Raw genomic sequence first — 21,896 nt, 5'->3', positions numbered from 1 at the left:
CCCGCCCGTCACTTCCCGCCACGGAGGCGGAAGCGGTCCATGAGCTGGTGGCGGATGGGGCGGGACTCGTCCGGTGCCACCACGCGGGCCGCGCGCTTCAGCGTGTGGTGCAGGAAGTCGAACCGCTTGAGGGTGCCATTCACCCGGTCCGCCACCCGGTTCAACAGCGGCTGGGGAATGGCCGCCTGGATTTCTCCCTGGAGGCGGGCTTCGAGACGGTGGGCCTCGCCCTGCTGGATGCGCAGCGCGCGCCCCGCGTCCAGTGCCAGCGCGGGGTGCTTCTGGCTCAACCAGGCCAGCATCTGCTGGCGCTCGTTCAGCCGCAGCGAGTGCGTCATCGAGTCGTGGCGCAGCCGGTACAGGAAGAGGAACTCGGGGATGACGGTACCCGTCAGTCCGCGCTCCGCCATCCGCGAGAAGACGTCCCAGTCCTCGTACGAGGTGAGCCACTCGTCGTAGCCGCCGAGCTCCAGGAGGAGCTTGCGCTCCATGAGGGCCGTACACGTGGAGGCCACGTTGACCACCCACAGCGCGTCACGGTCCAGGCCCGAGGGCACCCAGCCGCCCACGAGGTTGTCCGGCGACTCGCGGAAGTAGGCGACGAGGGACGTGACGTAGGCCAGCTCCGGCGTGGCCTCCATGACGGCGACGGCCTTCTCCAGGAAGGTGGGCTCGATGAGGTCGTCCGGGTCCAGGGGCAGGACGTAGTGGCCCCGGGCGGCCTGGAGGCCCGCGTTGCGCGCGGAGCTGAGCCCGCCGTTGGGCTTGCGGACGAGGCGCAGGTCCGGCGCCTGGAGCGTGTCCAGCAGCGCGAGGCTCTCCGCGTCCGTGGAGCCGTCGTCCACGAGGACGATTTCGTAGTCCGTGAAGGTCTGCGCGCGGATGGAGCGCAGCGTCTCCGGTAGGTAGCGCCCCATGTTGAAGTAGGGGACCAGGAAGGACACGCGCGGCGAGCCGGGACCGCGCGTCCGGGGTGCCGTCGGCTTCGCGGGCTGCGTGGGGGCCACCCGGGCCACGGCCGCCTCGAACTGCTTCACGACGTGGGCCGGGGCGCAGTGGCTGGCGACGCGAGCGGGAGCGAGCTCGCGCGCGGAGTCCTTCAGCGCCGGCGTGCCGAGGGCCTGCTCCAGCACGGAGGCGAGGTGGGCCACGTCACCGGAGCGGAAGAGGCGTCCGCTCCGGCCGTCCTCGAGGAGCTCCGCCATGCCGCCCGCGTCGCTGGCCACCACGGGACAGCCGGCGGCCATGGCCTCCAGCAGCTCATCGGGGAGGTTGTCCCAGAGCGAGGGAAGGCAGCACACCGTCGCGCTGGCGAGAGCCTGTGTGAGCTGGGACTCCGTGGGGCGCGGCTCGAAGTGGAAGCAGTGCTTCCAGGCAGGGAGGATGCCGCGCTCCAGCCACTGACGCAGCGAGCGCCCTCCGGGCCCGGTGGGCGTGTCTTCACCGAGGAGCCACACCTCCGCGCGCAGCCCCTTCTCGAAGAGGGACTGCATCGCGGCGATGAGCACATGGAGACCCTTCCGGTACTCCAGGGGGCCGGCGTACAGCACTCGCGGTGGCGTCTCCGGTGGCGCGGACGCGACTGACGGGAGGGCACGTGCGAACGGCGAGGGCACCACCACGCCCGTATCGCCGAGGCCGAGCCGCTCCAGCAATGCGCGAGTCGGAGAGAGGCGCAGGTCCGCCTCGCGGATGGAGGCGGCCTCGAAGAACTCCTGCTGTGCGGTGTCCAGCGTGAGCGCGGCGACGCGGTTGAGTTGCTGGAGGTCCGCGGTGGGCGTGTGCAGGCGGACCGCGAGCACGGCGGAGGCGAAGTGGCCCAGCGTGCGCTTCGCTCGAATGGCGAACACGCCTTCACACTCGCGCTCGGGGAACTCGATGACGTCGAAGGCGTGCCGCGTGTGCAGTGCGCGCAGCGTCTCGTACGCCTGCATCGCATGGCGGAGGGGGGCGTGCGGGAAGGCACCTCCGAGCGCGGGAGGCAGTGGCCCCACGAGGTGGAGGTGCACGCCCGGAAGCTCCTGTGCGGCGGGCACGGCGAGGCCCGGCTGTGACGCGGTGAGGACGTGGACCTCATGCCCCGCGTCGGCGAGGGCCCGGGCCATGCGCGATGCGTACTCGCCGAGGTCGCCCCCGGTGAATGGCGCGAGCGACTTGGAGACGAGACAGATTCGCAAGGGAGGGACCTCGACAGGAGAGGCGGGAAGCGACCGCGCGGGGGCTGAACGGATACTCACGATTCTCGAAGGGCACATCGCGCCAGGGCTCGATGAATCGGCACTGGCGCGACCGGGCCGTGCGGGCTCGCGAGGCCTGGCTCAGCGCCGTCGGGAGCGTCCGCGCGCGGTGCCCCCCCCCGCGCGTCCGCTCGCGCGAGGAATGGATTCCACTTCGGTGGCGGTGGCAGACGATTCAGCTGGCTTCGCGCCCGTGTCGGGTGACTCCTCGGGCCGGACAGCAGGCGCCGTGGCCTGGCGTGCGGCGGCTTCGAGCGCGGCGAGCCTGCGCTCCTGTTCCTGCCGCCAGAGCGCCTGGCTGCGCACGTGCTCGCGCTGCACGTCGTGAATCGTGGCGAGCGCGTCGAGGATGGACTCGTTGAACTCGACCTGCTTGCGCAGCACCTCGTTGATGAAGGGCTGGAAGACGCGCCGGAAGGCCCGCTTCGACACGACGAGCGCCTGGGCCGCGAGTCCTTCGCGATGGGTCGTCGCGGGCTCGGCGTACCGGGTGTCCATCTTCCCGCGCGCTTCCTGAAGCAGCGCGGGCCAGGGCGCTGGAGTCGCGGGCCGTGACGCCGCGTCCAGCGCGCGGCGCAGCGACTCACGCGCTTCTTCCGAGGGCACGGGTAGCTTCGCCGTCTCCCGCGCCACGGCCTCGGCCGTCGGCGCACGGGTGAGCAGGTCTTCAGTTCGCACGAGAGGCTCCTTCCACCGCGCTCAGCAGGGCGCGCCGCGCATCCTCCAGACGCTCCGGCTCCAGCGCCACCCATCTCTGTCCCAGGTGCTGACGCGCCTGCTCGATGGACGGCCCGGACGACGACGGCTCGAACGTCCCCCAGGCCCGCTCCCTCACGTGCGGCAGCACGGCGCGCGCCACCTCCGTGTCCGCCCCCAGCAGCACCACGGGCGCTCGCGAGACGCGCACCGCCGTCTCCAGCGACGAGGCACCGGGCAGCGGCGCGGGCGCACGGCCCGGCGGCTGGTCCGGCGTGAAGTGCCACACCGGCACGCCCTCCACGTCCTCCGCGCCCAGTGTCAGCGAGGGCCCCTCGCCACGGCGACGCAGCGCGAGGATGCGCGCCCCCGGAAGCTTCTTCGCGAGCTCCCTGGCCAGCCGCGATTCGGGCGCCTCCGGCCGCACGGTGAAGCCGGGGCAGACCAACTCCACGGTGGCCTCCGGCGCCGGAGCAGGGGACGGTGCCGCGTGCCCGGACAGCACGCCCTGGAATGCCTCGCGCACCTGCTCGGCCACGGCCTCCTGGGACAGCGGCGCCAGCCGCTCGCGCTGCGCCGTGATGACCTGCTCACGCAGGGCCGGGCTGCGCTCCAGCACCGCGAGCAGCTCCGCCACCTCGGCCGGGTCATCGGACAGCGTGACGAGCCCCGCGCCTCCCATCGTCTCCGGCACGGCCGCCGCGCCATACGCCACCACCGGGACGCCGCGGTACATCGCCTCGAGCAGCGGCACGCCAAAGCCCTCGTGCCTGCTCATGGACAGGTACACGGACGCCGTGGCGAAGCACGCGGAGAGCTGCGCCGCGCTCACTCGGCCGAGGAAGCGCACCTGCTCCGCGCCCAGCACCTCCTTGAGCCCGTGCAGGTACGCGCCATAGGCCCCGTCGCGGTGCAGGTAGCCGGCAATCACCAGCCGGCTGCGCGGCTGATACAGCCGCTGGTACGCGGTGAAGACGCGCATCACGTCGTCCACCTTCTTGCTCGGCACCGCGCGGCCCACGAAGAGGATGTTGGCGCAGCCGTCGGACAGCTCCGCCTGGAGCGCCGGGTCCGGAGCCGCGTCGAACGCGCTCCAGTCGATGGGGAAGGGCAGCACCGAGACATTCCGGTACCCCGCCGCCACCAGCTCCTCCGCGTTGAAGCTCGAGTCGGCGAAGGCGGACTCCACATGGGGCCGCAGCTCCAGCAGCTCGTCCCGGGCCCCTTCGCAGCCGGCGGCGGCCTTCCGCTCGAACCCCTCGAACAGCCGGGCAGGCGTCACGTTGTGATAGACGAGCACCTTCCGGCCGGGCGACTGGATGATGAGCGGCACCAGCCTCGACTGGAAGCTGTGGTGCACCACCAACACGGTGTCCCGGTCGGCTGCTCGCGCATAGTCGCGCACCGGAACCACCTGGTCCTTGCAGGCGTCGTCCCAGGCCTCCGCGTAGATGTCCGAGGCATGACCCCAGTCGCGCAGCAGGCGCTGGAGGTAGCGCACCTGGTTGCCGACGGCGTCGCCCCAGGCGAGCCGGGGAACGAGCTGATGGATGGCCCGAGGCCCTTCTCCGGGCGCGCTGCGTCTATGAGCACTCACGCCCGGCTCCCTTACAGCCGCGAGGGGCGAGCACACAAGCCTTGGGCGTCTGGTGCCTTGACGCTCGGGAACCCCTCCGATACGCAGGCAGCCACTCTGGGTACTCGAGGCTCGCGCGACATGAACGTACTGGTGACTGGGGGCTGTGGCTTCATCGGCTCCAACCTTGTGAAGTACCTCCGCCGGGTGCGTCCGGACTGGACGGTCGTCAACCTCGACAAGCTCACGTACGCCGGCAACCTCGAGAACCTGTCCGAGCTGGAGGGCGACCCGCGCCACGTCTTCGTGCGCGGCGACATCGGCAACCGCGAGCTCGTGGAGCACCTGATGGCGGTGCACCGCATCGACGCGGTGATGCACCTGGCCGCCGAGAGTCACGTGGACCGCTCCATCCTCGGCCCCGAGGTGTTCGTCACCACCAACGTGCTGGGCACGCAGCAACTGCTGGAGGCCAGCCGCGCCCGCGGCGTGAAGCGCTTCCTCATGGTGTCCACCGACGAGGTCTATGGCTCGCTCGGCCCCACCGGCGCCTTCACCGAGTCCTCGCCGCTGCAGCCCTCCAGTCCCTACTCGGCCAGCAAGACGAGCTCGGACCTCATCGCCCTGGCGTACCACCACACCTTCAAGCTGGACGTGGTCGTCACGCGCTGCTCGAACAACTACGGGCGCTACCAGTTCCCCGAGAAGCTCATCCCGCTGATGGTGGTCAACGCGCTGCACGACAAGCCGCTGCCCGTGTACGGCGACGGCGGCAACGTGCGCGACTGGCTCCACGTGGAGGACCACTGCCAGGCGCTGCTGCTCGCGCTGGAGAAGGGCCGGGCCGGCGAGGTCTACAACATCGGCGGCGGCGCGGAGCGGCGGAACATCGAAATCGTCAAGGCCATCCTCGGGCTGGTGGGCAAGCCGGAGTCCCTCATCCAGTACGTGAAGGACCGGCCGGGGCATGACCGGCGCTACGCCATCGACCCGACGAAGATTCGCACCGAATTGGGCTGGACGCCGGCGCACACCTTCGAGCAGGGGCTCGCGGAGACGGTGCGCTGGTACGTGGACCACCCGGCGTGGTGGGAGCGCGTCACCAGCGGCGCCTACCGCCACTACTTCGAGACGCAGTACCGCGCGCGCCTGCAGGGGAAGGCCTGACACCATGCGCTTCCTCGTTACCGGCTCCAACGGCCTGGTGGGCAGCCGCGCCTGCCTGCTGCTCCATCAGCGCGGGCACGACGTGGTGGGCGTGGGGCGGGGCGCCCGGCGCACCGGCGGTGACTACCGCTACGCGAGCGTGGACCTCACGCGAGAGGCCGAGGTGTCCGCCGCCATCGAGGACGCCGCGCCCGAGGTCATCCTCCACTGCGCGTCCATGACGGAGGTGGACGCCTGTGAGAAGGACCCGGAGGCCGCTTACGCCGGCAACGTCCAGGCGGCCGCGGCCGTGGCGCGAGGGGCTCGCAAGGCGGGGGCGCACCTGGTGCACGTGTCCACCGACTACGTCTTCGACGGCGACGCGGGCCCGTACGACGAGGGCGCCATCCCCAACCCGCGCGGCGTCTACGCGGTGACGAAGCACATGGGCGAGCAGGCGGCGCGCGTGCTCGCGCCCGGGTGCGCCATCGCGCGCACGGCGGTGGTGTACGGGTGGCCGCCGGTGGAGGGGCGCCTCAACTTCGGCGCGTGGCTGGTGACGTCGCTGGAGAAGGGGCAGCAGGTGCGCCTCTTCGAGGACCAGGTGGTGTCGCCCAGCTTCGCGGAGAACGTGGCCGCCATGCTGGTGGAGCTGGGCGAGCGGCGGCTCGGGGGCATCTGGAACACGTGCGGGGGCACCGTCCTCGACCGGGTGGCTTTCGGCCGCGCGCTCTGCGAGGTCTTCGGCTTCGACGCGAAGCTCATCGTCCCCACGCGCATGGCGGACCTGAAGCTGGCCAGCCCCAGGCCCCTGAAGAGCGGCCTGCGCACGGACAAGGTCCGCGCGCAGTTGTCGGTGAAGCCCCTGGAAACGATGGAGTCATTGGCGCGCTTTCATGCCACCTGGTTGGCGGCACGAGGTGCGTGACATGCCGAGGTGGACATGAAGGGCATCATTCTCGCGGGCGGTTCGGGCACGCGGCTGTATCCGCTGACGCGCGTGGTGAGCAAGCAACTGCTGCCCGTGCATGACAAGCCGATGATCTACTACCCGCTCAGCACGCTGATGCTGGCGGGCATCCGGGACGTGCTCGTCATCTCCACCCCGCAGGACCTGCCGCGCTTCCGCGAGCTGCTCGGCGGCGGCGACCAGTGGGGCATGCGCTTCTCCTACGCGGAGCAGCCCCGGCCGGAGGGGCTGGCGCAGGCGTTCATCATCGGCCGCGACTTCGTGGGCTCCGACAACGTGTCGCTCATCCTGGGTGACAACATCTTCTACGGCCACGGCCTGGTGGAGATGGCCCAGCGCGCCGCGAAGCGCACCACGGGCGCCACCGTGTTCGGCTACTACGTGAAGGACCCGGAGCGCTACGGCGTGGTGGAGCTGGACGCCCAGCACCGCGCGGTGAGCCTGGAGGAGAAGCCGTCGAAGCCGAAGTCGAACTACGCCGTCACCGGCCTGTACTTCTACGACAACCAGGTGCTGGACATCGCCGCCGGGCTGAAGCCGAGCAAGCGCGGCGAGCTGGAAATCACCGACGTCAACGCGGAGTACCTGCGCCGCGGCCAGCTCACCGTGGAGCTGATGGGGCGCGGCTACGCGTGGCTGGACACGGGCACGCACGAGTCGCTGATGCAGGCGTCGAACTTCATCGAAATCATCGAGCGCCGTCAGGGCCTCAAGGTGGCGTGCCCGGAGGAGATTGCCTTCCGCATGGGCTACATCGACGCGCGGCAGCTGACGACGCTGGCGGAGCCGATGCGCAAGAACGAGTACGGCCAGTACCTGCTCATGCTCGCGGAGAACCGCGGGGCGGTGTCATGAGGGTGCTTCCCACGGAGCTTCCGGGCGTCCTCCTCGTGGAGCCGAACGTGTTCGGCGACGACCGCGGCTTCTTCATGGAGATGTTCCATGCGAAGCGCTACGCGGAAGCCGGCATCACCGGGCCCTTCGTGCAGGACAACTACTCGCGCTCGGGGAAGGGCACGCTGCGCGGCCTGCACTTCCAGGAGCCGCAAGCGCAGGGAAAGCTGGTGCAGGTGATTGCCGGCGCCGTGTACGACGTGGCGGTGGACGTGCGCCGCGGCTCGCCCACGTTCGGGAAGTGGGTGGCGGTGGAGCTGTCTTCGGACAACCGGCGCCAGCTCTGGATTCCGCCCGGCTTCGCGCACGGCTTCTGCGTACTGAGCGACTCCGCCGACTTCCACTACAAGTGCACCACGCTGTACGCGCCGGAGACGGAGCGCGGCGTGGCGTGGAACGACCCCGACCTGGGCATTCCGTGGCCGGTGTCGTCGCCGCTCCTGTCCGCCAAGGACACGAAGGCCCCTCGGCTCAAGGACGCCCTGGTCCTGCCCGTGTACGAGTCGCCCTGAACCCAGGGCTTCACGAGGGCAGGGCCTTCCGTCGTGAAGTGCTGGATGCGTTGGGTTGGCTTGTCGACACTCGCTTGCATTGAGAGGGTTTGAGAGCCTTCCCTTCGTGTGTCGCGAATGCCCTGGTACGCTCCGCGCCCACGCTCTGCAAAGCCGAGTCGTGGGGAAGGGACGCATGGCAACGGGCTTCGAGTCATACAGGATGGTGGACGCCACACTCATGGCGCGCGTTCAGCAGGCGCTGCTCCAGTCCTACTTCGCGGATTACGAACCTGCCTTCCTGGCAACACCTGCTGGGCGCTCGGACGTCGCGGACCACGTGGATGGCCGGTACAACCGGTGCGTCGATTACGTGCTGCCCTGGCTCGGGCGGTATTCGAGATTGGAGGCGGCGGACATCGTCGAGCTGGGCTGCGGCACGGGCTCCAGCACGGCGGCCTTCGCGCAGGTGGCGCGACACGTCGCGGGCTACGACATCCATGCGCCTTCCGTGAGCGCGGCGCGGGCCCGCTTGGATGCCATGGGGTTGCGCAACGCCGACCTGCACCTCGTGGAGCCCGTCCGGCTGCTGGACACGCTGCGGGAGAAGCACCCGAACGGAGCCGACGTCTTCCTGCTCTACGCGGTGCTCGAACACCAGACGCCCGACGAGCGGCTGGCAACGCTGCGCACCGGATGGGACATGCTGCGGCCCGGGGGGCTGCTCGTCGTCGTGGATACGCCGAATCGGTTGATCTACTCCGACGCGCATACCTCCCTGCTTCCCTTCTTCCACCTCCTGCCGACGGAGCTGGCGCTGGCCTATGCCTCGCGCTCGCCGCGGGCGCTCTTCCGTGACGCCATCGCGCGGGTGCCGCCCGGAGAAGGGCACATGACGCTGACGCGATGGGGGTTGGGCGCCAGCTACCACGAGCTCGAGCTGGCGATAGGGGACTGTGAGCCATTGCTGGTGGGCACGGGCTTCGAGCCGGAGGTGCTCGAGATGTTCCCCGTCACCCTCGACGAGGAGTTGCTGCGCTTCTATGTGGAGAAGACGGGCGTCCGCGTGCCAGCGGCCTTCACTCGCGGCACGCTGAACTTCGTTCTTCGCAAGGGGGACAACACGGAGCTCATCCCACGGAGGAGCGCCCCGCCCCCCGCGCGGCACATCACCGATATCGCCACGATGCAGGCACGCGTCCAGGAACTGGAGCAGCGCCTCGCCGCCGCGCCGCCCTTGCGGCACCAGCTCGTGGATCAGCTCAACAGCGCGCTCAAGCGGACGTCACTCCACCGTCAGGCCCGGAAGCTCGTCGAATGGTCGATGGATCGCGCCAGGCGTGGCACGAGGTAGGGCGAGGAGCCCAGGCGCGGCGACGTAGGCGTGAGCCCCTCCGGAAGGAGGGGCATCGTCGTCCTTTCGCCACGGGATGACGACAACGCTTGCCCCCGCACGGCTTCACGGGTTGGCTTCCTCCCGACACAGGAGGAACACACCATGGCTGCCACCCCGGGGATGATGCGGGCCGCTCGCTTCGACACGGCCCGCAAGACGTTGACGGTGCAGGACGTTCCGGTGCCCACGCCCGGGCCCGGTGAAGTGCGGGTCCGCGTGAAGGCGTGCGGCATCTGCCTCTCGGACGCGCACCTCATCGACGGCTCGCTCCAGTCTCCGCTGCCGGTGGTGACGCCGGGGCACGAGTCCTCCGGCGTCGTCGACGCGGTGGGGCCCGGCGTTCCGGCATGGCAGCCGGGGCACCGCGTGGCCATGGCCGGAGGCAAGCCGTGCATGCGCTGCCAGAAGTGCGCGAATGGCCGGCTGCCGGAGTGTCTGGACTTCCAAATCATGGGCTTCCACTACGACGGTGCCTGGGCCGAGTACGTGGTGGTGCCGTACGTCGCGCTGTCCGCCATTCCGGAGCATCTGCCCTTCGAGCAGGCCGCCATCCTCGCGGACGCGGTGGCCACGCCCTACGCGGGCCTGGTGGACCGGGCCGGCCTGCGTCCCGCGCAGTCGGTGGGCCTGTGGGGCATCGGCGGCCTGGGCGTGCACGCGGTGCAGATTGCGCGCATGGTGGGCGCGGCGCCCATCCTCGCGTTCGACACCAACGAGGCGGCGCGCGCGCGGGCGCTGGAGTTCGGCGCGGACGAGGCCTTCGACCCGCGTGTGCCGGAGTTGCGCAAGCAGGTCTTCAAGCGCACCGGAGGACTGGGCCTGGACGTGGCGGTGGACCTGGTGGGCGCCAACGCGGTGCTCGCGCAGGCGGCCTCGTGCATCGGCCGCTTCGGCCGGGTGGTGATGGTGGGCCTGTCTCCGGAGCCCATGCACCTGGGACCGGGCGTGGTGTTCGGCGTGCAGTCGCAGTCGATGCTGGGGCACCTGGGCTACGACAAGAAGCACCTGGACCAGCTCGTGACGCTGGTGGGGACGAAGCGGCTGGACGTGTCCCGCTCGGTGAGCGCGACGATGCCGCTGGAGGACGTGGCCCGGGGCGTGGAGCGGCTGGTGAAGAAGGAGGGCAACCCCATCCGGCTCGTCGTCACGCCTTGAGCGCGGGCGTGGTGCCCGGGCGGCCGGACATCCTGGCCGCCCACCACCGCGGGCCCACGAAGAGGAAGCCTCTCACTCAGGCGCCGGAGCGCTGCGGAACGGTTTCCAGCAGCGCAGACACCACGGCCTCGGTGACGTCCTTGCCGCCGCCCAGGTTCGTGAAGAGGGCCATGGGCGTGTAGATGAAGCCCCAGGGGATGCCCCACCAGCCGAGGAAGAGCGACAGCAGCGTATAGCCGATGCTCTTGCCCATCGTGCCCTCGCCGGCGCGGATGAAGTACACGTCCGACGAGCGCTTGAACGTCATCACCACGATGGAGACGCAGTACTCGAACACGACGAACTTCCCGCCCCGGCTCAGCTCCTCCTGGAGCTGGCCCACCGTCATGTTCTCCATGCCTTGAATCGCCGTCATCGGACTTCCCCCTCCGTCCACCGCCGCATGCGGTGGGCGCGCGGAGCGTAGCAGCGGCGTTTGCGTCGCTGGAAGCCGCCGCCCGGAAACAGTCGAAGCTCGCGGCTCACATCCCCAGGCGCTGCGTGAGGTCCGCGGGCACGGGGTAGACGCGCTCGGGCGGGCACAGGCGCGCGGCCTGCTCCGCGCGTCCCTCGTCCAGCAGGCGGCGCATCTTCTGCACACGTGGGGTGAGGTCCTCGATGGAGACGGTCCACGCCTCCACGTAGCGCTGGATGACCGCGCGTCCGAGTCCCACCTGGATGCTGTCGTACGGGAGCCCCGCGCCGCGCAGCGTGCGCTCCGGGTCCCACTGCACGTGGACGGACGCGGACTCGAAGGCCCGGCGCCACGCCTCGGGAGTGCCATGGGCGCGCGGCTCGAAGGCGGTGAGCACTGCGAGGCTCAGCGCTTCATGCCAGCCCTGGCGCTGGATGCGCACCGCGAGCGTCCGCTCCTGGCCGCTCTTGCGGCCCCAGTTGGAGCGGTGCATCAGCCACAGGAAGCTGGGCTTTATCCATGTCATCCGGCCCACCGAGAAGGGCGGGCCGAACCTCTGCTGCTTCACGGCCACGTCCGCGATGGCGTCCGGATAGGCCTGGTACATCACGATGGTCGCGCGGTCATGGTCGGCTCGAATCTCACGGAGCTCGGGCATGGACGCGCGTCGCGAGGCCTACTCGGAGATGTCGGGCGGGAGGCTGTTCTTGCAGCGGGTGATGCCCCTGGATGCCTCGGTGAGCTGGGGGTAGTCCTTCTTCAGCGACTTGTAGAGCTTGATGGCCTGCTCGCAGTCGCCGTCGTTCTCCCGGCTTCGCGCCTGGCGCATCCGTTTCGAGGCGTCCTCGACCCGGGCCCCGAGCTTCGCCAATTCAGGCTCCGCCGCTTCCAGTCCCTGCTCACGCGCCAGCGCGAGCCGCCGCATCGCGCTGTCCAGCCGGCCCTCGTTGAAGTCATTGCCAATCTCGATGGCCTGTCCCGCCGCGAGCAGCTTGAGCTGCTTCGCCAGCAAGGCGTCGGCGCTCGACGGGGGTGCCGCGGCTTCCTCGTTGGCATGGCCCGTGTCGGCGGGACGAGGGACCTCGGGCACGGGCTGAGGCGCCTCCGCGTGCGGCGGAGCGGGGACAGGTGCGGGTGTCGGCGCCTCCGCGTGCGCCGGCGCGGGCTGGGGCGCCTCCACTCGCGGCGGAGCGGGGGAGGGCTCCACGGTCGCGGCCGGCGCGGGCACCGGTTGCACGGTGTCACCGCCCGTGTTCCGGACGGCCACCACGCCCACGCCCGCCGCCAGCAGCACGGCCGCCGCGCCCAGGCCCATCACCAGGCCCGCGCCCGAGCGCTTCGGCGGCGCATACGGAGACGCCCTGTGAGCCGTCTTGTCGAACCCGTCCGACACGGCGAGCCCCACGCGCGGAGGCTGCGTCAGCGCGGGCTGCGTCAGCGGAATCGGCGTCATCCGGCCCGTGTCGTACGCCCCCGCGCTGACCGGCGGCGTGCCACGCACCAGCGTGGCCTCGGAGCCGTCGCCGTAGAGCAGGGTGCCCGGGCCCTGCTCTTCGTTGTTGGAGGAGCCCTTCACCGTCGGGTTGACGCCGCTGATGGGCGAGCGGCCGGTGAGCGTGGGCAGCGCGTTGCTCAGGTCGGAGGCGAAGGCCTCCATGGTGGCATAGCGCTCCACACGCTTCTTCGCCGTCGCCTTCTGGATGACCGCGTCGATGGCGGGAAGCTGCAGGTCCTCCACCACGTCCCACAGGTGCGGCGTGGGCTGGTGCACCTGCTTCTGCATGATTTCCGCGACGCTCATCCCGTCGAAGGGCTGCTTGCCGGTGAGCAGCTCGAAGAGCACCACGCCCACGGCGTAGATGTCCGCGCGCGAGTCCACGTCCTGGCCCATGGCCTGCTCGGGCGACATGTACCGGGGCGTGCCGGCCACCGCGCCCTGCATGGTGAGGCGCGGGGCGCCGTCGCTGATGCGGGCGATGCCGAAGTCCAGCACCTTCACGTGCCAGCCGCGCATGCCCTGGCGCACCATGACGTTTTCCGGCTTCAAGTCCCGGTGCACCACCTGGCGCGCGTGCGCGTAGGCGAGCACGTCCGCCACCTGGAGGATGATGTCCGCGGCCTCGTGCACCGGGAGCCGCCCCGCGTTGGAGAGCAGGCGCTTGAGGTCGTCTCCCTCCACGTACTCCATGGAGATGTAGAGCGAGCCCTCCTCGTCCTGCCCGAAGTCGTGCAGGTTGACGGCGTTGGGGTGCGCCACGCGCGCGTAGCTCTTGGCCTCGTTGAGGAAGCGCCGCGCGACGTCCGGGTCCAGCGAGAGCCCGGAGTTGAGGAACTTCATCGCCACCTGCTGGCCGATGCCCACCTGCTCCGCGAGGTACACCGAGCCCATGCCGCCCTGGCCCAGCCGCCGGAGGATGCGGTAGCGGCCGGCGATGGTGCGGCCAAGCATCCGGTCCACCTGCGGCGCCACCTTCAGCAGCTCGGTGCCGCCGCACGCGGGGCACGCGCCGTTCCACTTGTCGTGCTCCGCTTCACACCGCTGGCAGATGAACAGGGCCATGGCGTCAGCGCGAGGCGGTGGGGTAGCGCTGGAAGAGGATGCGCTCCAGCTCGCGCGCTCCGTCCTTCGGAGACTTCTTCCGGGCCACCTCCGCGCGCAGCACGTCCGTGCGCGCGTCGTCCGGCAGGTCCGCCTCCATCACCGCCAGCGCGCCACTCAAGTCCCCCGCGCGCTGGAGCGCGGCCGCGCGCCAGACCTTGTACTCAGTGCGGGCCGGCGCCGCCGTGGCCGCCTGGGCGAAGAGGCCCTGAGCCTTCGTGAAGTTCCCCTCCTGGAACACCGCGAGCCCGTCCAGGAAGGGCGCCTGCGAGGCCGCGTCCGAGGAGGCCTCGCCCGTGTCCGCCGCCAGCTCGAACAGCTTGCGCGCCTCGCGCAGGCGCTCGGGCGGGAGCGTCTCACCGGCCAGCGCGCGGCGGTGCAGCTCCTGGGTGGCGTTGCGGCTCGCGGCGCTCAGCCGGGTGCCCATCTCCCCCAGGTCCGTGCCCAGGTAGCCCTCCGTCACCAGCGTGGTCAGCATCTCCGCCGCCGAGTCCGGGCCCAACAGCTTCCCGTCCTCCAGCGCGGCGAAGAAGCCGGCCTTCAGCTCCACGTGGCGCGCCGTCAAATCCACCGGCGCCGGCCCCTTCTTCTTCTTCTTGCGCGAGGCCTTGAGCTGGCGCTCGCACAGCTCCAGCTCACGCTGCGCCTTGGGACGGTCCTGGATGTCCGGCGCGCTGCGCAGATAGGCGCGGTACGCCGAGCAGGCCTCCGGGAGCTGCTTCGCGCCGAGGCGCGCGCGGGCGAGGCCCAGGTACGCGGGCAGCAGCGTGGGGTTGGCGCGCGTGGCCTTGAGGAACAGGCCGGACGCGTCCGCGAAGCGCTTCTTGTTGTAGAGCCGGGTGCCCTCGGCCACGAGCGCCTCGGCGTTGCCCACCGCGGGGCCCACCAGCGGCTCGGCCGCGGCGAGGCCGCTCACCAGCAGCGCGCACATCACCACCCAGCGACGCGGTTCAGAACGCATAACCAATGCCTCCGCGCAGGTTGCTCGTGCCGGCGATGTTCTTCAGCAGGGAGAAGCCATACTGGTACGCCACGGAGGCGTAGAGCCCCTCGTAGACGAAGATGCGCGCGGCGGCCTGCCCGGACGCGTGCAGGTCCACCGCGTAGAGGCCCTTCTCGAAGGGCGCGCTCTCCGGCCGGTTCTTCTCCTTGAGCAGCAGTCCGCGCACGTCCACGCCGGCCTGAATCGCGAAGGAGACGGGGCCCAGCACGTAGCGCAGCTGCGGCTGCAGCGCGCGCACCGAGGCCATCTGCACCGTCGTGTCCAGCGCGTTGTCGTTGCCCCGCACCCGGTCCACCCACTCGCCCGTCGCGGCGTCGGGGATGGTGACGCCCATCGTCCATGTGTCCGCGGTGCGGTAGTACGTGGCGCCCACCAGCATGACGCCGAAGTACTGGCCATAGCGGCCGTACTCCACGCCGATGCCCATCAGCTTCCGAGCGCCCGGCGCGCGCACGCTCGCGGTGCGGAAGTCGTTCAGCGCCCCCGAGGAGCTCATCGGCTGCGTGGTGACGTCCGCGCCGGTGAGGCTGACCATCTCGTAGGAGCCCTCGATGTAGCTCTGCCTCGCCATGGTGGCGGCCTGGCGGCGGCGCATGGCCAGCTTGAAGGCCTGCATGGATGTGGGCTTCAGCTCGCGCTCCAGCGTGTACGTGGCGCCGGGGGCAATCTCCGCCTTCACCTCCTGCGGCTCGTAGCCGTCCGCCACCAGCGACAGGGTGCGGGCGCCGGGCTGGATGCCCTGGTCCACCGCGTCCGTGCCCACCTGCTTGCCGTCGACGAGGATGCGCGTGCCCTCCGGCAGCGCCTTCACCACCAGCCGCGCGGGCACCTTCTCCAGCGCCGCGCGCAGCTTCACCTGCTCGCGCGAGGCCACCACCCGCGTCTCCTCCTTCGGCAGGTGCGAGGCCAACTCGAAGCGGAAGGTGTGCTCACCCGGCAGCACCTCCGTGGCGTACGGCGTGGTGCCCACCTTCACGCCGTCCACGAAGACGGTGGCGCCCGCGGGCTCCGTCACCGCGTCCACCATGGCGTTGAGCGTGAGGAACTTCACCAGCACGCCGGCCAGCGCCTTCTCGAAGGCGGGGTTGGCCGTCTCCGCCTGCGCGCGCGCGCCGCTGTCCGGACGCACGCTGACGGCGCGGAAGCGGTAGCCCGCGTCGTCCTGGCCCGTCTGCACCAGCACCACGCGCTCCAGTCCCAGCGAGGCGAGGTACGACTCCAGCGGCTCGCGGCAGCGCACCGCGCCCGTCACACAGCCGACATCACCCTTGCGGCCCTGGAGGAAGCCCTCCAGCGCGTCGCGACCGATGACCTGCTGCGCCTTCAGGTCGGGTGGAATCAGGCCGCCGATGCCCTCCTCGGTGCGCTTCACCAGCGCGTCCTGGCCCGGGTACATCGGCTGGACGAGCCACAGCGTGTGCGTGGGAGTCGCGGCCTCGGTGCCGGGCGGCACTTCCGGTGCGGCGCTGGCGGTCAGTGCCAGGCTGACGGTCAGCAGACAGGTGACGAACATGAACGTCCTCGGGGATGGGCAACCCCCCCTCACGACGGGCCGCCCACCTCACGGTGTACGCCAATGAACGCGGCCCTGCCTAGGGGGGCGGGGGTAGTGACACGCGCGTTTTCCAGGAATCCGCACTCTTGGGCGCAGCCGCGCCCGCCTGCCCTGGGGGCGCCCGCTCGGTGGCTCGGCGTGAGGAGAGGCCGCGAGGTGTGGGGAATGCGCATCGTTCCCCAGGTCACAACACCTCTGAGGAGGCGGAATGGTACTCCCTGGCAAGGGAATGGGCTGGATGGAGTTCTTCAAGGCCCTGAAGTCCGAATGGAAGCGCGACGACGTGGGAGATGTCGCGGGAGCGCTGACGTTCCGAGCCATCCTGGCGCTCTTCCCGTTCCTGCTGTTCCTGGTGTCGCTGGCGGGCGTCCTCATCGACCCCGCGCAGGCGCAGGCGCTCATCCAGGAGCTGGCGAAGGTGGCGCCCCAGGAGGTGACGAAGATCCTGGGCGACCGCATCAACTCGCTGGCGCAGAGCAACCCGGTGGGGCTGCTGACGGTGGGCGGCGTGGGCGCCGTCTGGGCGGCGTCCGGAGGAGTCGTCGCGCTGTCGGACGCGCTCAACAAGGTCTACGGCGTGGAGGAGTCGCGGCCCATGTGGAAGCTGCGCGGCATGGCCCTGCTGATAACGATTGGCGGCGCGGCGCTGGCCATCGTCGCGGCGCTGGCCATCGTCGTCACGCCGGTCATCGCGGACAAGCTCGGGCCGGTGGGCACGGTGTTCAACTGGCTGCGCCTGCCCCTCGCCGGCCTGCTGGTGATGTTCCTCTGGGCCGTCCTGTACTACCTGCTGCCGGACGTGGAGCAGCGGTTCCGGTTCATCACCCCGGGCTCGGTGGTGGGGGTGGTCATCTGGGTGGTGGCCTCGTGGGGCTTCTCGAAGTACGTGGCCAACTTCGGCAAGTACGACGTGAACTACGGCGCCATCGGCGGTGTCATCGTCATGCTGCTGTGGATGTGGATTTCGGCGCAGGTCATCCTGCTGGGCGCGGAGATCAACGCCATCCTCGAGCACCGCTCGCCCGAGGGGAAGGCACCGGGTGACAAGGTGCCCGAGCCGGGCAAGGCGGTGACGGCCACCAAGACGGAGCTGGAGGAGGGTGGGGCGCAGCTCCCCGGCTCGCGCGAGTTCCGGCCCGCGGTGAATCCGCGCACGGGCCGGCCCACCGCCCCTCCGCCGCAGTTGAGACAGACGCCGCTGGCCGCCGCCGCCCGCTGGGTCGCGGGCCTCGGCCTGGGCCTGTTCCTCGTGCGCCGCAACACCGCGCGGTAGCGGAGGCTCCGTCATCCTGAAGGGCCCCGGGGCCCCGGTCTCCTCGCGAGAGGGGCCGGGGCCTCGGTGCATTTCAGGCCGGGTGATGCACGACCCCGCGGCCACACGCTTGCGAACGGCCGGTGTCCGGTGACACCCTGCGCGCGCTGTCAGATGGGCAACGTTTGATTCTGCCCTGCCGTTCCCCCTCCCCCCGCACGTGTCTTCCCGAACCACAACCCCCGACGAGGGGTGGGTGCCCTGCATCCTGGAGCTGAGATGTCCCTGAAATCTTCCTGGCTGTTCCGCTGTGCCGTGGCGTTGCTCACCGCGCAGCTCGCGAGCGCCTGTGGTGGTGGTGGCGGCAATCCCGACCCGACGCCCGGGCAGGACACGGCGGCGCCCACGACGAAGGCCACGCCGCCCGGCGGCAACTTCAGCCAGACGGTGGCGGTGGCGCTGGTCTGCGAGGACGGCTCGGGTATCGGCTGCGCGGCCACGTACTACACACTGGACGGCTCCACGCCCGGCACCGGCTCCACGCAGTACCGCGAGCCCTTCACGCTCTCCGCCAGCACCACGCTGCGCTTCTTCTCCGTGGACAAGGCCGGCAACACGGAGGCGGTGAAGTCCGAGCAGTACACCTTCACCAGCGGCAGGGACACGCAGGCGCCCACCACCACGGCCACCCCGGCCGGCGGCGCGTACAACAGCCCGCGCAGCGTGGCGCTGGCGTGCGACGACGGCACGGGCAGCGGCTGCGCGGCCACGTACTACACGGTGGACGGGAGCGTGCCCACGGAGACGTCCGCGCGCTACGCGGCGCCGCTGGCCATCTCCGCCAGCACCACGCTGCGCTTCTTCTCCGTGGACGTCGCGGGCAACACCGAGGGCGCGCGCACCGAGCGCTACGTGCTCGACACGGACGCGCCCACGGTGTCCGCCTCGCCGCGCACCGGCACGTACGGCTCCGAGGTGGACGTGGTGCTGGCGTGTGATGACGGGAACGGCGCTGGCTGCGCCGCCATCCACTACACGCTGGACGGCTCCATCCCCTCGGAGGCCTCGCCCACGTACACCGCGGCCATCCACCTGACGGCCACCACGCGCGTGCGCTTCCTCGCGGTGGACCGCGCGCGCAACGCGTCGCAGACGGGCTCGGAGCAGTACACGCTCGACAGCGCCGGCCCCGTCTCCACGGCGACGCCGAAGGGCGGCACCTTCCGCTCGGCCTTCACCGTGTCCCTGGCGTGCGACGACGGCACGGGCAGCGGCTGCGCGGCCACGTACTACACCACCAACGGCGCCGCGCCGACGCGGGCCTCCACGCGCTTCACCAGTCCCATCGCCATCCCTGGCAATACCACGCTGCGCTTCTTCTCCGTGGACAGCGTGGGCAATGACGGGCCGGCGGTGACGGAGACGTACGTGGTGGACCAGGCCGCCCCCGTCACGCGGGCCGTGCCGCCGGGCAGCTCGTATGGCGCCGAGCAGCTCGTCACGCTGGAGTGCGAGGACCCCGCGGGCAGCGGCTGCACGGCCACGTACTACACGTTGGACGGAAGCACCCCCACCAGCGCCTCTCCGCTGTACGTCTCGCCGGTGCGCGTCTCCTCCAGCCTCACGCTGCGCTTCTTCTCCGTGGACGGCGCGGGCAACGCCGAGGCCACGAAGACGGAGCCCTACCTCATCGACAGGGTGCCGCCCACGGCCACCGCGAGCGTGCCCTCCGGCGCATACAGCACCGCGCAGAGGGTGACGCTCACCTGCGACGACGGCGCCGGCAGCGGGTGCGCCGCCATCCACTACACGCTGGACGGCTCGCAGCCGACGACGGGCTCCGCCGTCTACTCCGCGCCCCTGCAGCTCTCCGCCAACACCACGCTGCGCTTCCTCGCGGTGGACGGGGTGGGCAACCGCGGCGAGGTGCAGTCGCGCACGTACGCCATCGACACCTCCGCGCCACTCACCACGGCCTCCCCGGCTGGCGGCGCGTTCAACGCGGACACGCAGGTGACGCTCTCCTGCGACGACGGACAGGGTGGCACCGGCTGCGCGGCGACGCGCTACACGCTCGACGGCACGGTGCCCGGTGACACGTCGCCCCTGTACAGCGGGCCGTTCACCGTGACGTCCTCCGTCACGCTGCGCTTCTTCTCCGTGGACGCCGTGGGCAACCGTGAGCCGGTGCGCGTGGTGTCCTTCACCATCGACAAGGTGGCTCCCACCACCACCGTGAGCCTCCACGGCGGCAACTTCAACGGCGCGCAGACGGTGTCACTGTCCTGCGCGGACTCCGGGGGCAGTACCTGCGCGGCGACGTACTACACGCTGGATGGCACCGCCCCCACCACGTCCTCGCAGAAGTACACGGCGGCCTTCCGCTTCGAGTCCACCACCACGCTGCGCTTCTTCTCCGTGGATGCCGTGGGCAACGCGGAGGCCGCGAAGGCGGAGACGTACGTCATCGACACCACGCCCCCTGTCACCACGGCCACGCCGCCGGGCGGGAGCTACACCACCGTCATCGACGTGGTGCTCACGTGCAACGACGGGAGCGGCGTGGGCTGCGCCGGCGCCATCCGCTACAGCACCGACCCGGCCGCGCCCACCAGCAGCTTCCTCACGTACACCGCGCCCATCCACCTCGGCGCGAACACCACCCTGCGCTTCTACTCGCAGGACGGAGTGGGGAATACCGAGGCCGTGAAGACGGAGACGTACGCCATCGACAGCACGTCCAGCACCGCCTCCGCGCAGATTGCCGCCGTGCGCGCCGCCGCCAACGGCCCGGTGAGCCTTCCCATCAACGGCGCCTTCGTCACCTACGTCAAGCCGGGCGTCGGCAACCTCACCAACGACCCGGCGGGCCTGTTCCTCCAGGCCGAGCGCAACGGGCCCGCCATCTTCGTGGACGTGGACCCGTTCACGCTCTCTCCCGTGCCCCAGAGCGGCGACCGCGTGAACGTCTCCGTCTCCGAGCGGCTCACGGTGAACGGTCAGGCCCGGGCTCGCATCTCCGGCTACAGCCGGCTCTCCACGGGCAACGCGCTGGGCGGGCTGGTGCAGGACGTGAGCAACGCGGACCTGCCCTCCCTGCTGGACACGCTCGAGTCGGAATACATCTCCATCTCCGGCACCATCGGCACCGCCGGCTTCGGGGCGGGTGGTGCGGGCCACGTGCAGGCCCCGCTGGTGACGGCCGGCGTGCCCGAGGGCTCGGCCAGTGCCGCCAACCTGCGGCTGCGCCTGGTGGAGACGGTGCGGGAAGAGCTCGACCTGGCGCCGCTGTGCACGCTGACCGTCACCTCTCCCCTGTGGCGCTTCACGACCACGACGGTGAACTCCACCCAGCCCTCGGTGTGGACGGCGTCGCAGGTCACCTCGCTCACGTGTCCGGCGCCGAAGGTGACGAGTGCGTATGCCAGCAGCGCGACCACCGTCGTCGTCCGCTTCGACCGCCGCATCGACCCGGCGTCCGTGCTGTCCAACGGCAGCCAGTTCTTCATCTCCGGCCTGACGGTGTCGGGCGCCGTCGCGAACAACCGCGACGTCTGGCTCACCACCACGACCCAGACGCCGCGCCAGTCCTACACCGTCACGGTGGCGACGACGGTGAGGGACACGTCCGGCAAGCCGCTGGACGCGGCGGCGAGAACCGCCACCTTCATGGGCTACGTGCAGCCCGCGTGGCTGCGCATCTCGGAGATTGCCCCCAACGTCTCGCAGGGCCGCGACCTGGTGGAGCTGACCGTCCTCGTGGGCGGAAGCGTGCAGGGCGCGACGTTCGTGGACGGCAACAACACGCTGGCCACGCTGCCCGACGTGCAGGTGGCCGCGGGGGACATCATCGTCATCCACCTCAACCCGGACCGGGTGGGCGGCACGGACGGCCCGGCCTCGGAGACGCTCAGCAAGACCGAGTACCCCCAGGGGTTCCACACCTCCAACTACGACACGGCCTGGGACTTCCAGGGCGGGACCACGGGCATCGGCACGGGCAACCGCACCCTGCGCATCCGCGACACCTTCGGCGTCACGCAGGACGCGATTGCCGCCGCCACCTCCGGCAACACCTTCGCCACCTACCCGGCGCTGCTCCAGGCGATCCAGGCCGAGGGACTGTGGTTGCCGAGCGACTGCGGCGGCGCGCTTTGCACGTACACCACCTTCCCGACCGCGTGGGATGTCTCCGTGGACTGGACCAGCGCGTTCTTCACCACGGGCAAGAGCACCACCGTGAACCGCATCGCCTTCGGGGACTCCGACCGGCGTGAGGACTGGACCGTGGGGAGCGCGACGCTCGGCTTCCCCAACCCGTAGCACCTTCGCTCCGCGAGTCCGCGCCATGGTGCGCGGGCTCCGGGGCGTCGTGCGTGGAGGCCAGGCCTCCGCGCGTGGACGCCGGGCGTCGTGAGTGGGCCCGGGCCTCCCTGCGTGGAAACGCGAATCGCCGCCTCGTGCCGGGAGCA

Annotated in this window: 16 protein-coding genes; 8 read left to right on the top strand and 8 right to left on the bottom strand. The window is 70.7% G+C overall.

The window, feature by feature from the left end:
- Window positions 1–8 precede the first annotated feature (8 nt).
- From ACVTJA_RS33635 to ACVTJA_RS33625, 3 genes are all read right to left on the bottom strand, one after another.
- Window positions 9–2,177, bottom strand: coding sequence for a glycosyltransferase (locus tag ACVTJA_RS33635; protein WP_465825672.1), 2,169 nt, complete (start codon window positions 2,175–2,177; stop codon window positions 9–11).
- A 141-nt stretch (window positions 2,178–2,318) separates the two neighbouring features.
- A complete protein-coding gene (locus ACVTJA_RS33630) occupies window positions 2,319–2,915 on the bottom strand; it encodes a hypothetical protein (protein ID WP_465825671.1) in 597 nt (198 codons plus the stop codon).
- Entirely contained in the window at window positions 2,905–4,530 is a 1,626-nt protein-coding gene (locus ACVTJA_RS33625) for a glycosyltransferase (RefSeq protein ID WP_465825670.1), read from the bottom strand. The genes ACVTJA_RS33630 and ACVTJA_RS33625 overlap by 11 nt, the downstream gene beginning before the upstream one ends.
- Before the next feature lie 120 nt (window positions 4,531–4,650).
- Between ACVTJA_RS33625 and rfbB the strand changes: the two genes are divergently transcribed.
- The 6 genes from rfbB to ACVTJA_RS33595 all read left to right on the top strand — a co-directional run bounded on the left by rfbB (window position 4,651) and on the right by ACVTJA_RS33595 (window position 10,561).
- Window positions 4,651–5,676, top strand: a complete 1,026-nt coding sequence (gene rfbB / locus ACVTJA_RS33620) for a dTDP-glucose 4,6-dehydratase (RefSeq protein WP_465825669.1) — start codon at window positions 4,651–4,653, stop codon at window positions 5,674–5,676.
- A 4-nt stretch (window positions 5,677–5,680) separates the two neighbouring features.
- Window positions 5,681–6,583 (top strand): SDR family oxidoreductase, encoded by a 903-nt coding sequence (locus tag ACVTJA_RS33615; protein ID WP_465825668.1) that lies wholly within the window; start codon window positions 5,681–5,683, stop codon window positions 6,581–6,583.
- A 15-nt stretch (window positions 6,584–6,598) separates the two neighbouring features.
- Window positions 6,599–7,480, top strand: coding sequence for a glucose-1-phosphate thymidylyltransferase RfbA (gene rfbA, locus ACVTJA_RS33610; RefSeq protein WP_465825667.1), 882 nt, complete (start codon window positions 6,599–6,601; stop codon window positions 7,478–7,480).
- A complete protein-coding gene (rfbC, locus tag ACVTJA_RS33605) occupies window positions 7,477–8,031 on the top strand; it encodes a dTDP-4-dehydrorhamnose 3,5-epimerase (RefSeq protein ID WP_465825666.1) in 555 nt (184 codons plus the stop codon). Before rfbA ends, rfbC begins: the two co-directional genes overlap by 4 nt.
- 220 nt (window positions 8,032–8,251) lie before the next feature.
- Complete coding sequence (locus tag ACVTJA_RS33600; protein ID WP_465825665.1) at window positions 8,252–9,364, top strand: class I SAM-dependent methyltransferase; 1,113 nt, start codon at window positions 8,252–8,254, stop codon at window positions 9,362–9,364.
- Between the two features lie 144 nt (window positions 9,365–9,508).
- The gene (locus ACVTJA_RS33595; protein ID WP_465825664.1) at window positions 9,509–10,561 is read left to right on the top strand and encodes a zinc-binding dehydrogenase; all 1,053 of its coding nucleotides are present in this window, start codon (window positions 9,509–9,511) and stop codon (window positions 10,559–10,561) included.
- Between the two features lie 76 nt (window positions 10,562–10,637).
- Here the strand turns inward: ACVTJA_RS33595 and ACVTJA_RS33590 are convergent, their stop codons facing one another.
- The 5 genes from ACVTJA_RS33590 to ACVTJA_RS33570 form a co-directional block, all read right to left on the bottom strand.
- Window positions 10,638–10,976, bottom strand: a complete 339-nt coding sequence (locus ACVTJA_RS33590) for a hypothetical protein (protein WP_465825663.1) — start codon at window positions 10,974–10,976, stop codon at window positions 10,638–10,640.
- Between the two features lie 106 nt (window positions 10,977–11,082).
- A complete protein-coding gene (locus ACVTJA_RS33585) occupies window positions 11,083–11,673 on the bottom strand; it encodes a DUF4291 domain-containing protein (protein ID WP_465825662.1) in 591 nt (196 codons plus the stop codon).
- 18 nt (window positions 11,674–11,691) lie between these two features.
- Entirely contained in the window at window positions 11,692–13,575 is a 1,884-nt protein-coding gene (locus tag ACVTJA_RS33580) for a serine/threonine protein kinase (RefSeq protein ID WP_465825661.1), read from the bottom strand.
- 4 nt (window positions 13,576–13,579) lie between these two features.
- On the bottom strand, window positions 13,580–14,575 hold the full coding sequence (locus ACVTJA_RS33575) for a hypothetical protein (RefSeq protein ID WP_465825660.1): 996 nt from the start codon (window positions 14,573–14,575) through the stop codon (window positions 13,580–13,582).
- A complete protein-coding gene (locus ACVTJA_RS33570) occupies window positions 14,565–16,130 on the bottom strand; it encodes a PEGA domain-containing protein (protein ID WP_465825659.1) in 1,566 nt (521 codons plus the stop codon). Before ACVTJA_RS33570 ends, ACVTJA_RS33575 begins: the two co-directional genes overlap by 11 nt.
- A 250-nt stretch (window positions 16,131–16,380) precedes the next feature.
- On the opposite strand from ACVTJA_RS33570, the gene ACVTJA_RS33565 reads away from it, so the two are divergent.
- On the top strand, window positions 16,381–17,445 hold the full coding sequence (locus ACVTJA_RS33565; RefSeq protein ID WP_465825658.1) for a YihY/virulence factor BrkB family protein: 1,065 nt from the start codon (window positions 16,381–16,383) through the stop codon (window positions 17,443–17,445).
- Window positions 17,446–17,703: 258 nt separating this feature from the next.
- Window positions 17,704–21,747 (top strand): chitobiase/beta-hexosaminidase C-terminal domain-containing protein, encoded by a 4,044-nt coding sequence (locus ACVTJA_RS33560; protein ID WP_465825657.1) that lies wholly within the window; start codon window positions 17,704–17,706, stop codon window positions 21,745–21,747.
- The last annotated feature ends 149 nt before the right edge of the window (window positions 21,748–21,896 follow it).

It is taken from the genome of Pyxidicoccus sp. M6 (assembly GCF_055568925.1).
The sequence above is the reverse complement of the archived record's forward strand: the minus strand, read 5'-3'. Positions and strand labels throughout refer to the sequence as shown.